Consider the following 12,172-nt stretch of genomic DNA (forward strand, 5'->3'; position numbering starts at 1 on the left):
TGGGTCGTCTTTACCGTGCTCATCGCAGGCTGGCTGACCTTCGACTTCGGACCGGTCGTGCTCCTTGTCCTGTCTGGGACCGCCCCTTCTACTTCTTCTTCAACATGCCCGTCTGGTGCGGAGCCGAAGGGCGCGGGGGCTCATGTCGCAACAACAGCGACGGCGCTCTCATGGGCTGTCACCTCCGCCAGCACAAGTGGCAGAAGCTCAAGATGATCTTCTGGAGTGCTCGGTGGGCCCGACTCCGACATGAACTGTTCCAGATCGCGACCACCACGCTGGCCAGCCTGGGCGGCATACTCACCGTCACATCAGGTGTAGCGGCCACCCTGCAACCCCTGTTCGGTAGAGGTTGGTAGCAGGACAGGGGGCCGTTTCACCTGGTGGTGGGCGTGGGATTTGAACTCACGGTGACTCGCGCCACGACGGTTTTCAAGATCGCTCGCCAGCTTGACTCGCTCATAAGGCTCCACCGACCTTGATCGCAACCGGATCGCCTAGATGAGTCCAGCATCGATAAGCCGTCGATAATTGCGTCTGGTGTGCGCCTTCCCTCTCTGGTGACGGCGCTGGAGGAGGAGTTCCCACTCTTTTGATTTATCTGCCGAAATCCTAATTTGAGCGGCCTTTAGATTCGCCCAATGTCTGTCGAAGTCACGCTCAAACGCATACTGGGTGACCGTAAGGTCAAAAATGAGCCGCTCCAGATGCTTCAGCATGTTCTTTTGCAGACGAAGGTGCCAAAGGGTCAGCGCATTCAGTCTCTTGGTTCGATCCTGGTTAACACCATTGCGCTGCTCGTTGAAGGCTACGATCCACTGACCGTGTGCCAAGCAGTTCCTGGTATTGATGAGTGGCTCCATCCAGTCATCAATCACCGACTTCATGCCTGCAAAGTAGGCCGCACTGGTGTATGGCAAGGCGGAGGGGACCTTCGAGCGGGGTACTTTATAGCGGACCGCGAACGCCTCAATGAGTACCTGATTCCACATGTCGAGAACTGTTCGTTCGTTCATGACGCGCTGCTCACTGGACTCCGGAAAATCGGGTGAGCTGATGATCGTCATCAGACGGTCCTCGAGTGTTGCACCAAGGAGGAGAGCGCAGGTCCGGGTAAGCGCAACGATCTCGTGCTCATCGCCGTGTCGAATGGCTTCCTTGCAGGACCTACTGGCCACCTCGAAAGAGGTTTCGAGGGCCTCCATGTTGCGCATGTGTGCGCGATAGCGCTTCTCGCGCTCCAAGAAATTCCCCTAGGGTCTAATTGCCGAAGTCGGCAGAATCTACCACGATTGATAAACTCTGCCGACCTCGGAATCGAACCGAGGAATTCTCACCAGGTGAGCGTGTTCTTGTGCGAAATGACCGGCTCAAATTCGCACACCATTACACCAATCAGCACCAAAGCCGGAAACTTCGGTGGCCGGATAGCTCCGGCTTCGTCGCAGAATTTAGCGCAGGAGCGCCTGCTTGTAAACCTCCAGGTTCGGCCCGGATCTGCACCGCGCGCCGCCAGGTGTCGAGTGTCGAATTGCACTTGACTGCTCGCCTGCAAGCCCGGCTCGACTCCGCCGCGGCTGGATCGGCGTCTACGTCACGACCGGGGCCTACTCCGTGCCAGCACAGACCGAGATGGTCGAAGGCCAGTATCCGATCGTTCTGGGTCAACGGCCTGGATCTGGCCCGGGAGCTCAGGGGCATGGCCCGAGATGATCACGGTGGAGACCTCGAAGGCTGCATCGCACACATACTGCGCGTGCGCGAGACCGCAGTCACCAACCGTCGCCCGGAGGAGATCCTGCTGGAGTAAGCATCCGGGCGGCGCGCGGCCTATTCGTGGACGGAGCGGCCCCATCGGGGTCAGCGAAAGCCGCTGACCTGGCGTTATGCGTCAGACTCACAGGGCCTCCGGAGCCGTGTGCGCAGGTTCGAATCCTGCCGGGGGCACCCTGTATGAGGTGCCTGAAGACCCCGTTACCAGCGAGTTCGCTGGGTGCGGGGTCTTTGCGTTTCCGTAGCGGTACCGCTCGGGCGGCCGTACGCCGAGGGCTGAGTGGGTTCCCGAGCGGGCGGGTGTGGTCGGTCGGGAGTTTCGGTGGTTGTGTTGCACTCCGTGCGCGGTCCGTCACGTGCTGTTGTGGAGGGGGTGCCCGGAGTCGGCGGAGCGGTCTCGGTGTCAGTGGCGGCTGGGACAATGTCCTCGTGACGCGCGACAACAAGGAAGCTCAGCGGGCTGAGCTGCACCGGACCATCTGGCGGATTGCCAACGATCTGCGGGGCAGTGTCGATGGCTGGGACTTCAAGGCCTACGTCCTGGGGATGTTGTTCTACCGGTACATCTCGGAGAACCTGACGGCCTACATCAATGAGCAGGAGCGTCAGGCCACGGGGGACGCGGGGTTCGACTACGCGGACCTGAGTGACCGCGACGCCGAGGTCGGTCGGGGCGAGACGGTCGAGGAGAAGGGGTTCTACATCCTGCCGTCCGGCCTCTTCCGCAATGTGCGCGCGCGTGCCGCCAAGGACGAGAACCTGAACAAGACCCTGCACGACGTTTTCAGTGACATCGAGGCGTCGGCCCAGGGCACCGACAGCGAGGACGACTTCAAGGGGCTGTTCGCCGACCTGGATGTCAACAGCCCCAAGCTGGGTCCGACGGTCGCCAGGCGCAACGAGAAGCTCCGTAAGCTCCTGAACGCCATCGGGGATCTGAACCTGGGCTCGTTCGCCGACAACACCATCGACGCCTTCGGTGACGCCTACGAGTACCTGATGACGATGTACGCCTCCAACGCGGGCAAGTCCGGTGGTGAGTTCTTCACCCCGCAGGAGGTCTCCGAACTGCTGGCGCGCATCACCGTCATCGGCAAGAGCGAGGTCAACAAGGTGTACGACCCCGCCTGCGGATCCGGGTCGTTGCTGCTGAAGTTCGCCAAGGTGCTCGGCAAGGACAAGGTCCGCAAGGGGTTCTACGGTCAGGAGATCAACCTGACCACGTACAACCTGTGCCGGATCAACATGTTCCTGCACGACATCAACTACGAGAAGTTCGACATCGCGCACGGCGACACCCTCACCGATCCGGCGCACATGGACGAGGAGCCCTTCGAGGCCATCGTGTCCAATCCGCCGTACTCCACCAGGTGGGAGGGCGACAGCAACCCGCTGCTCATCAACGACGAGCGGTACAGGCCGGCCGGCGTGCTGGCCCCCAAGTCCAAGGCGGACCTGGCGTTCACGATGCACATCCTGTCGTGGCTGGCCGAGAACGGCACCGCCGCGATCGTCGAGTTCCCCGGCGTGCTCTTCCGCGGCGGCGCGGAGAAGAAGATTCGCAAGTACCTGATCGACAACAACTTCGTCGACGCGGTCATCCAACTGCCCGGGGACCTCTTCTTCGGTACCACGATCGGCACGTGCGTCATCGTGCTCAAGAAGGCCAAGACGGACAACAAGACGCTGTTCATCGACGCATCCGCCGAATTCGTCCGGCGAGGCAACAAGAACATGCTGTCCGAGGCCAACCTGGCCAGGATCCTGGACGCCTGTGTCGCCCGCCAGGACGTCGCGCACTTCTCCCGCCTGGTCGACCACCACGAGATCGCCGATCGACTGGACTACACCCTCTCCGTTTCGTCGTACGTCGAGAAGGAGGACACCCGGGAAGCCGTCGACATCACGGTGTTGAACTCCGAGATCGAGCAGATCGTCACCCGCCAGTCCGCTCTGCGTGCCCAGATCGACACCATCGTCGCCGAGCTCGAAGGAAGCCTGAAGTGATCGGTCTCAAGAAGTTTCTCGCCGGCGCTTCCCCCGAAGACTTCACCACGAAGACCCTCGGGGATCTCTTCGACATGAAGGCCGGTGTTCACGTCCCGGCTTCGAAGATTTCCGAGGCCGCTTCGAGCGAAACGCCCTATCCGTGCTACGGGGCGAACGGGCATCGCGGGTATGTGTCGACGTACAGCCATGACGGCCGGTATCTGCTGGTCGGCCGCCAAGGCGCCCTGTGCGGAAACGTGACGCGGGTGTCGGGGAAGTTCTACGCGACGGAGCACGCTGTCGCGACGAAGGCGCGCGAGGGTGTGGACATCGACTGGGCTTACTACAAGCTGATCGCCATGGATCTCAATCAGTACGCGACCAAGTCCGCCCAACCGGGGATCTCCGTCGGCAAGATCAAGCAGGTTTCCATTTCCGTTCCGCCGCTTTCCGTGCAGCGGGAGATCGCCGACCTCCTTGATTCTCTGACGTCCCTCCAGGAGCAGCTGGAGGAGTCGTTGGAGGCTGAGCTGAAGGCCCGGCGGAAGCAGTACGCGTACTTTCGCGACGCCTTGCTCAGCATTCCTTAGCGAACTCAGGCCGGTAGACATTCCAGAGAGAAGGCTGCAGCATGCTCATCCGCTCCGGTGCCGAGGGGCAGATCGAACCGATCGCGGTCAGCGAGGAGTCGACCGTCATCGCCGAGTACGAGCCCGAACCCGTGAAATCGGAGCGGTACCAGAGTGAGTCCGAGCTCGAAAAGGCATTCATCGCCCAGTTATGTGGGCAGGGGTACGAGTATCTGGCCGTCAGCAGCGAGGACGACCTCGTGGCCAATGTGCGCGTTCAGCTTGAGGCGCTGAACGGCATCACGTTCACCGACACCGAGTGGAAGGCGTTCTTCTCCGAGAAGATCGCCGGCGTCCATGACGGCATAGTCGAGAAGACCGCGCGTATCCAGGAGGACCATGTCCAGATCCTCGACCGGGAGGACGGGTCCTTCGAGAACGTCGCGCTGATCGACAAGGCGAACATCCACAACAACCGGCTGCAGGTCATCGACCAGTACGAGTCCACAGGCCGTCGTGCCACCCGGTACGACGTGACGATCCTGGTCAACGGCCTGCCCCTGGTCCACGTCGAGCTCAAGCGGCGTGGTGTGGACCTTCGCGAGGCGTTCAACCAGATCAGCCGGTACCAGCGCGACTCCTTCTGGGCCGGGTCGGGCTTGTTCGAGTACGTGCAGTTGTTCGTCATCAGCAACGGGACGCTGACGAAGTACTACTCGAACACCACGCGGGACCGGCACGTCGACGAGACCGCGGGCAGGCGTCGCCGTAAGCAGACCTCCAACTCCTTCGAGTTCACCAGCTGGTGGGCCGACGGCGACAACAGGCGGATAGCGGACCTGCCGGGATTCACCAGGACGTTCCTGGCCAAGCGCACTCTTTTGAACGTCCTGACCCGGTACTGCGTGTTCGACGTCGAGCGCAACCTGCTGGCCATGCGGCCCTATCAGATCGTGGCCACCGAGCGGATCCTGCAGCGGATCCGGACGTCCACCAACCACCGGCGCACCGGCACCGTCGACGCCGGCGGATACGTGTGGCACACCACCGGTTCGGGCAAGACCCTGACCAGCTTCAAGACCGCGCAGCTGGCGAGCCGTACGGACGGTGTCGACAAGGTCCTGTTCGTCGTGGACCGCAAGGACCTCGACTACCAGACCATGCGCGAGTACGAGCGCTTCGAGAAGGGCGCGGCCAACTCCAACACCTCGACCGCCGTGCTCAAGAAGCAGTTGGAGGACCCGGACGCGCGGATCATCATCACCACGATCCAGAAGCTCTCGGTCTTCGTCAACGGCAACAGGCGGCATCCCGCCTACGACCAGCATGTGGTGATCGTGTTCGACGAGTGCCACCGCTCTCAGTTCGGCGACATGCACACCAGGATCACCAAGGCGTTCAAGCACTACCACCTGTTCGGGTTCACCGGGACGCCGATCTTCGCGGACAACGCCGGGACCAGCGGCAACCCGAGGCGTCGTACGACCGAGCAGGCCTTCGGGGAGAGACTGCACACGTACACGATCGTGGACGCCATCGGTGACAAGAACGTCCTGCCGTTCCGGATCGACTACGTCAACACCCTCAAGGCCGCGCCTCGGGCCACCGACAAGCGGGTGACCGCGATCGACACCGAGTCGGCGCTGCTGCATCACGACCGGGTGCGCATGATCGCCGAGTACGTCCTGGACCACTTCGACCACAAGACCCGTCGTGGCGCGGGGTACGTGCTGAAGGACAAGCGCGTGCGCGGGTTCAATTCGATGTTCGCCACGGCTTCCATCGACGCGGCCAAGCGCTACTACAACGCCATCGAGAAGCTGCAGCGTGAGCGGGAGGAGACCGCCCGGGCCGCGGGCAGGCGGTACGAGCGTCTCAAGGTCGCGCTGATCTACTCGTTCGCCCCCAACGAGGACGCCCCCGACGGGCTGCTGGGCGAGGAGGACTTCGAGGCCGACGGTCTGGACAGGGACTCGCGGGAGTTCCTGGAGGACGCGGTCCAGACGTACAACGGCATGTTCGGCACCTCGTACGACACCTCGTCGGCGAAGTTCGAGAACTACTACAAGGACCTGTCCGGCCGGCTCAAGAGCCGTGAGGTCGACCTGGTGATCGTGGTCAACATGTTTCTGACCGGGTTCGACGCCACCACGCTCAACACGCTCTGGGTGGACAAGAACCTCAAGCAGCACGGCCTCATCCAGGCGTTCTCCCGCACCAACCGCATCCTCAACTCGGTGAAGAGCTACGGCAACATCGTCTGCTTCCGCGATCTGGGGGACGCGGTCGACGACGCGCTGGCGCTGTTCGGCGACAAGGACGCGGCCGGCATCGTCAAGATCGCGCCGTACGGGGAGCACCACGCCAAGTACCGGCAGAGGACCGCCGACCTGCTGGGCCGGTTCCCGCTGGGCAGGGAGATCGTCGGGGAGCAGGCGCAGAAGGACTTCATCACGCTGTTCGGTTCGATCCTGAGCCTGCGTAACGTCCTGGTCGCCTTCGACGAGTTCGCCGGTGACGAGATTCTCGCCCCGCGGGACCTGCAGGACTACCAGTCGGTGTATTTGGACCTGTACGACAGCTTCCGCCGGGCCGCCGAGGGGGACAAGGAGTCCATAGGCGAGGACGTCGTCTTCGAGATCGAGTTGGTCAAGCAGGTCGAGGTCGGTGTCGACTACATCCTGATGCTGGTGCGCGAGTACCAGAGGCAGAAGGGCAACGGCGTCGACAAGCAGCTGGAGGCTCGCGACAACATCGCCCGCGCTGTGGATGCCAGCGTCTCGCTGCGCAACAAGAAGGACCTGGTCATGGAGTTCGTCGACGCCATCTCCGCCGACAGCCGCGCCGACGACGCCTGGCGGGCGTACATCGCCCGCAGGAAGCTCGACGAGCTTGAGCAGATCATCGCCGAGGAGAACCTGCGGCCCGAGCCCGCCCGTGCCTTCGTCGAGGACGCGTTCCGCAGCGGTGGCATCCCGGCCGGCGGTACCGCGATCACGAAGATCCTTCCCCCGGTCTCCAGGTTCGCCCGCAAGGACAACCACGGTGCGAAGAAGGCCGTCGTACTGCAGAAGCTCAAGGCTTTCTTCGACCGGTTCTCCGGCTTGTCCTGATCCCGCGCTGCGGCCCGCGTGCGCGCGGGCCCGCGTGGTCAGGTGGCGGCGAGGACCCGGAAGCGGTCGGGGTGTGCCGGGTCCCTGTCCACGACCTGGACGGGCGGCCAGACCCATTGCCACACGTTGATGCCGGGCGTGCGCGAGAACCGGATCCGCCCGCGGGTCCCTTCGACCGCGAGGCCCGACCACGACGCGGCGATGCGCGCCCGGTCCGGCCCGTGCGCGCGCAGCGTGTCGGCGAGGACGGCGATGGTGTCGTAGCCCTCGAAGGCCACGAAGGAGGGCGGTTCGGCCAGTCGCTCGCGCAGGGCGGTCCGGACGCGGGCGCCGGTGGGGCCGAGGTGCTGGGGCAGGTAGCGCAGGAACGGGATCGCGGCACCGTCGTCCCCCAGCGACCTGTGCCATTCGGTGAACTCCGGTTGCCCGGCCGGAGCGCCGATCATGATCTCGGCGAGGCGCTGGTCGTGGCGGACGGCCTTGACGATCGGCACCGCCGGTTCCGGGAAGCCGACCAGGAGAAGGAGGGCGGTCGCACGGTGGCTGACCAGTTCGTCGCACAGGGCCGTCGGGTCGAGGGCGCGCGCGTCGAGTTCGGTCACGGTGCCGCCGTGTGGGGAGAGGCGCTCCCGAAGGACGCGTACGCCTGACGCCCAGTACACGCTCGGTTCGGTGGCCACGGCGATACGGCGGTGGCCCGCGGTGAGGAGGTGGTCCGCGTAGAGCCGCCAGCCGTGCGACTGCGCCGGGCAGAGGCGGGCGACCCATCCGGTCGGAGTGTCGGTGAGGGCGTCGAGCACCGCTGACGAGCAGAGGAAGGGCACGCCGAGGGCGTCGGCCCTGGTGGCCGCGGCGCGGGCTACGACGCTGTGGTACTCCCCCGCCACGGCGGCCACGCCCAGGCCGGCCAGGTCGTCCATGGCCGCCGCCGCTCGCTGTGGATCGGCGGCGGTGTCCCGGACGATCAGGTCGAGTGGTGTGCCGTGTATCCCTCCGGTGGCGTTGACTTCGCCGACGGCCAGTTCGAGTCCGGCGAGCAGGTGCCGGCCCGCCTCGACCCACCCCGGCCGGGACAGTGGGACGAGAGCACCGATCCGGATGGTGGCGTGGTCGGAGCCTTCCGCTCCAGGTCGCCGTGATGGTGTGTTCATGTGCGGCGTCTCCAGACTCGTGACACGGCCGGAACCCATCGCGGCGGAGCTGCCCGCCGGCGCCCGGAGCGCGGCCCGGTCACCCGGCGCCGACCGGTCACCCGAAGTCGGTGGACGACCGGGGTCCGGTCTGCTCGCCGCCCCAGTCGGCGGCGTCACCGCCGCCCAGCAGCTCCGCCGCCTGTCCCTCGGTGCTGGCGGCCGCCATCTGGGCCTCGGCCACCACGTCTCCGCGTTCGCGTACCAAATCCTCGTAGATCGGCAGGTGAACGTTTTCGGCACGACTGAGCGTCACTATGCCGATCCTTTCGCTGGTCGTCGCCGTCAGGCTCGTGGAGTCGGACAGGGGGTCCCTGCCCGGCAACACATACAACACAGCCGAAGGATCGTATTTGAGGAGGAATCGTGACCCCCCGGCGCCCATCGTGAAAATGTCCCGTGCACGCCCCGACCTGGGCCGTCGGCGGATCAGACCTCGCGGCCGGTCGGCAGCATGGCCCAGACCGTCTTGCCCATGGGCTGGTGCCGGGTCCAGCCCCAGTGCTCGGCGAGGGCGTCGATGATGCGCAGCCCGCGGCCGTGCTCGTCGAGGGGGTCGCTCCGGTGCGGGTACACGGGCGGGTGGTCGCTCGGGTCGGTGACGGCGCAGACGAGGTGGGCGGGGCGGCGCAGGCTCAGTCGCAGCCAGATCTCCGCCTCGCCGGGGAGCGGGACGGGCGCCGCGCACTCCGGTACGGCGTGGAGTACGGCGTTGGCGGCCAGTTCGGTGACCACCATCAGGGCGTCGTCGCCGCAGTGGTCCAGCGCCCAGTCGTCGAGGGTGCGGCGGACGAAGTCGCGGGCCTGGCAGCAGTCCCGTTCGAGGCCGGTCAGGCGCAGGGCGGCCGAGCGGGGGGAGGTGCGCGGCGGTTGCGCACGGGTGAGGTGGCGTCGGCCCGGGTCGCCCGGCAAAGCGTCCGGCGTCCCGCTCGCGTCCGTCCGTGACACAGCACTGCCGGGCAGTCGGAGCCCTTCGTACGCAGGTAAGGACACAACGTCTCCCTGATACATGGTCAGTACGGGGCCACTGCACAGCAGTTGACGCCACGGACTATTATCCACGCCGACGGCTCCTCCGTGCAATTTCACGGGAAATTGCGCGAGCGGTGCCGTCGCAGAGCACGTGAGGCGGTCCGGGCCCACCGGGGCGGCGGGGCGCGCACGTGGCGGAACGTGAGCAAGGAGAGTGCAGTGCCAACAGCACCGAACGGCGTGCGGGCAAGCTCGTTGGGCGTCCGCTGGATGAAGAGTCGGCACAGCAATGCCGAGGGCAACTGCGTCGAGGTCGCCACCTTGGGCGACGGCAGCGTCGCGATGCGAAACTCCCGTGATCCCGACGGGCCGGCCCTCGTCTACACGCCCGCCGAGATCGCCGCCTTCCTCGCGGGTGCCAAGGACGGGGAGTTCGACCACCTGGCGTGAGGCGAGCCGACGTCACGTCAGAACGCCTGTGGGAAACGGAAGTTGATAACACCATTTCCCGCGGTTCCGACGACACAGGGCGGCGGGATGCGATAATGCGGTCTGTCGTATGCCGGTCTACGGGGAGTCAGGATGTCCGCGGAGTCACCTCGTATCTCGCGCCTAGAGCCGTATCTGACTCGCTCCGAGCCCGCGCCGACCTTGCTGAAGATGCTGGTCGGCGTCCAGCTGGCGGGCGTTCGGGAGGACGTCGGCCTCTCCCAGGACCAGGCGGCGCGCGCCGTCGGGTTCAGCCCGGCCAAGCTCTCGCGCATCGAGGCGGGCAAGGGCCGTCGGCCGCCCACCGAGGCCGACGTCCGCGCGCTGCTGGAGCTGTACAAAGCGGACGAGTACGAGGCGTCGCTGCTGCTGCAGTTGCTGCGGCGGGCCGGGGAGCCCGGCTGGTGGCAGCGCTATGACAAGCGGCTGATGCCCGAGTGGTTCGACCGTCTGGTCGGACTGCAGGAGGCGGCGACGGCCATCCGTACCTTCGAACTCCAGTATGTTCCGGGACTGTTGCAGACCGAGGCGTACACCCGCGCGGTGGTGGAGCGCGGGCTGCCGTCCGCGTCGGCCCGTGAGGTGCAGCGGCGGGTGGAGCTGCGGATGCGCCGGCGGGAGCTGCTGAACCGCCCGGACGCGCCGCTGCTGTGGGCGATCGTCGACGAGTCGGTGCTGCTGCGGGTGCTGGGCAGCCGTGACGTGATGCGCGAGCAGCTGGAGCACCTGGAGGAGATGGCGCGGCTGCCTCATGTGACCCTGCAGATCGTCCCGTTGGACGTGACCAACGCCTCCGCGCCCGCCATACCGGTCACCTATCTGCGCTTCGGCGGTGTGGATCTGCCCGACATCGTCTATCTGGAGCACATCAGGAGCGCCGCCTTCCTGGAGGACCAGGACGAGACGGAGGAGTACCGGATCGCCCTGGACCGGCTGGGCGACGAGGCCCTCAACCCGCGCGAGTCGCTGGAGCGCCTGCGCGCGACCAAGGCCCGGTATTCCGGCGCGTCCTAGTACCGGCACTCCGGCCGCCCCCTGGTACTGGCACTCCGCCGCCCCTTGGGCCCCGGTGGTTCCGGGCGGCCCGGCGTCGTGTGGCCCGGCCCGCCGCCCCTAGGGGCCGGGCCGGTGGTCGTCACGCTCCCGCACGTGCGCGCCGGGGGGGGGCGGCGGGCCCGGCCGCTCAGGGAAGGCGGCCGACCCCGCCGAACTCGATCCACTCCTGGGTGAGCTGGCGGGGCGCGACCTCGGTGTCCGGGCGCCAGGTGGACACCTCGACCAGGCCCGGCTCAAGGATCTCCAGTCCCTCGAACCACTGGGCGACGTCCTTCTCCTGGCGCACCCGGCCCCAGTGCCCCTGGGTCGCCTGGTCCATGAAGTTCGTGACGAAGTCGCGGACCTCGGCGTCCTCGCTGACCAGCTGGCACATCACCGCGAAGCTGCCTGGCGCGAGGTGCTCGATCACCCGGCGCGACACGGCGAGCGGGCCGTCGCTCTCGCTGTCGGGGATGCAGTGGAACACCGAGTTGAACAGCACGGCCACCGGCTGCGAGAAGTCGATCAGGCGCCGGGTCTCGGCGTGGGAGAAGATGGCGTCGGTGGCCCGCATGTCGGCGTGGATGACGGCGGTGTTCTCGTTCTGCTCCAGCAGCGCGCGGCCGTGAACCAGGACCATGGGGTCGTTGTCGACGTACACCGCGCGCGCGGAGGGGTCGACGGCCTGGGCGACCTGGTGGACGTTGTTCTGCGTGGGCAGGCCGGAGCCGTGGTCGAGGAACTGCCGGATGCCGTAGTCCTCGGCCAGCGTCCTGACCACCCGCTGCAGGAAGCGCCGGTTGTTCAGCGCGAGGGCGCGGGTGCTGGGGACGACCTTGTCCAGCTCCTCGCAGGCGGCTCGGTCGGAGGCGTAGTTGTCCTTGCCGCCGAGGTAGTAGTCGTACATGCGCGCGGCGGTCGGAACCGTGGCGTCGATCGATGTGGACAGCTGCTTTCCAGGCTCCATCGTTCCCCCAGGGGCAGGCCGGCCGAGGAGATCACCTCGAACGACAACACATCCTAGGGAGACGGGAGTTGGTCG

The 12,172-nt window shown here is 66.0% G+C and carries 10 protein-coding genes and 1 tRNA gene; 6 read left to right on the forward strand and 5 right to left on the reverse strand.

The features are described 5' to 3' along the window. Nucleotides 1-497 precede the first annotated feature (497 nt). Nucleotides 498-1,244: a hypothetical protein gene (locus ACFYNL_RS13745; protein WP_388801624.1), complete on the reverse strand. Its 747-nt coding sequence runs from the start codon at nt 1,242-1,244 to the stop codon at nt 498-500. Nucleotides 1,245-1,847: 603 nt separating this feature from the next. Between ACFYNL_RS13745 and ACFYNL_RS13750 the strand changes: the two genes are divergently transcribed. The 4 genes from ACFYNL_RS13750 to ACFYNL_RS13765 all read left to right on the forward strand — a co-directional run bounded on the left by ACFYNL_RS13750 (nt 1,848) and on the right by ACFYNL_RS13765 (nt 7,444). Further along, nucleotides 1,848-1,947: transfer RNA gene (locus tag ACFYNL_RS13750), tRNA-Arg, on the forward strand. A gap of 255 nt (nt 1,948-2,202) precedes the next feature. Continuing rightward, on the forward strand, nt 2,203-3,780 hold the full coding sequence (locus ACFYNL_RS13755; RefSeq protein ID WP_388801627.1) for a type I restriction-modification system subunit M: 1,578 nt from the start codon (nt 2,203-2,205) through the stop codon (nt 3,778-3,780). Next, nucleotides 3,777-4,352: a restriction endonuclease subunit S gene (locus tag ACFYNL_RS13760; protein WP_388801630.1), complete on the forward strand. Its 576-nt coding sequence runs from the start codon at nt 3,777-3,779 to the stop codon at nt 4,350-4,352. The genes ACFYNL_RS13755 and ACFYNL_RS13760 overlap by 4 nt, the downstream gene beginning before the upstream one ends. Before the next feature lie 41 nt (nt 4,353-4,393). Then, entirely contained in the window at nt 4,394-7,444 is a 3,051-nt protein-coding gene (locus ACFYNL_RS13765) for a type I restriction endonuclease subunit R (protein ID WP_388801633.1), read from the forward strand. A gap of 38 nt (nt 7,445-7,482) precedes the next feature. Here ACFYNL_RS13765 and ACFYNL_RS13770 read toward each other — a convergent pair whose 3' ends face one another. The 3 genes from ACFYNL_RS13770 to ACFYNL_RS13780 form a co-directional block, all read right to left on the reverse strand. Then, nucleotides 7,483-8,595, reverse strand: a complete 1,113-nt coding sequence (locus ACFYNL_RS13770) for an ABC transporter substrate-binding protein (protein WP_388801636.1) — start codon at nt 8,593-8,595, stop codon at nt 7,483-7,485. Between the two features lie 97 nt (nt 8,596-8,692). Then, complete coding sequence (locus ACFYNL_RS13775; protein WP_388801639.1) at nt 8,693-8,890, reverse strand: hypothetical protein; 198 nt, start codon at nt 8,888-8,890, stop codon at nt 8,693-8,695. A gap of 173 nt (nt 8,891-9,063) precedes the next feature. After that, on the reverse strand, nt 9,064-9,627 hold the full coding sequence (locus ACFYNL_RS13780) for an ATP-binding protein (RefSeq protein WP_388801642.1): 564 nt from the start codon (nt 9,625-9,627) through the stop codon (nt 9,064-9,066). Between the two features lie 198 nt (nt 9,628-9,825). Between ACFYNL_RS13780 and ACFYNL_RS13785 the strand changes: the two genes are divergently transcribed. Together ACFYNL_RS13785 and ACFYNL_RS13790 are read left to right on the forward strand one after the other, a co-directional pair. Further along, a complete protein-coding gene (locus tag ACFYNL_RS13785; protein ID WP_388801645.1) occupies nt 9,826-10,056 on the forward strand; it encodes a DUF397 domain-containing protein in 231 nt (76 codons plus the stop codon). A 132-nt stretch (nt 10,057-10,188) separates the two neighbouring features. Beyond that, nucleotides 10,189-11,109: a helix-turn-helix domain-containing protein gene (locus tag ACFYNL_RS13790; RefSeq protein WP_388801648.1), complete on the forward strand. Its 921-nt coding sequence runs from the start codon at nt 10,189-10,191 to the stop codon at nt 11,107-11,109. Between the two features lie 169 nt (nt 11,110-11,278). Here the strand turns inward: ACFYNL_RS13790 and ACFYNL_RS13795 are convergent, their stop codons facing one another. Beyond that, nucleotides 11,279-12,097 (reverse strand): SAM-dependent methyltransferase, encoded by an 819-nt coding sequence (locus ACFYNL_RS13795; protein WP_388801651.1) that lies wholly within the window; start codon nt 12,095-12,097, stop codon nt 11,279-11,281. Nucleotides 12,098-12,172 lie beyond the last annotated feature (75 nt).

The organism is Streptomyces sp. NPDC007808 (genome assembly GCF_042868655.1).
GTDB lineage: Bacteria > Actinomycetota > Actinomycetes > Streptomycetales > Streptomycetaceae > Streptomyces.

Coding starts and splice junctions, on each gene's coding strand:
- ACFYNL_RS13765 (WP_388801633.1), top strand. CDS start 4,394: ATGCTCATCCGCTCCGGTGCCGAGGGGCAGATCGAACCGATCGCGGTC.
- ACFYNL_RS13770 (WP_388801636.1), bottom strand. CDS start 8,595: ATGAACACACCATCACGGCGACCTGGAGCGGAAGGCTCCGACCACGCC.
- ACFYNL_RS13790 (WP_388801648.1), top strand. CDS start 10,189: ATGTCCGCGGAGTCACCTCGTATCTCGCGCCTAGAGCCGTATCTGACT.
- ACFYNL_RS13795 (WP_388801651.1), bottom strand. CDS start 12,097: ATGGAGCCTGGAAAGCAGCTGTCCACATCGATCGACGCCACGGTTCCG.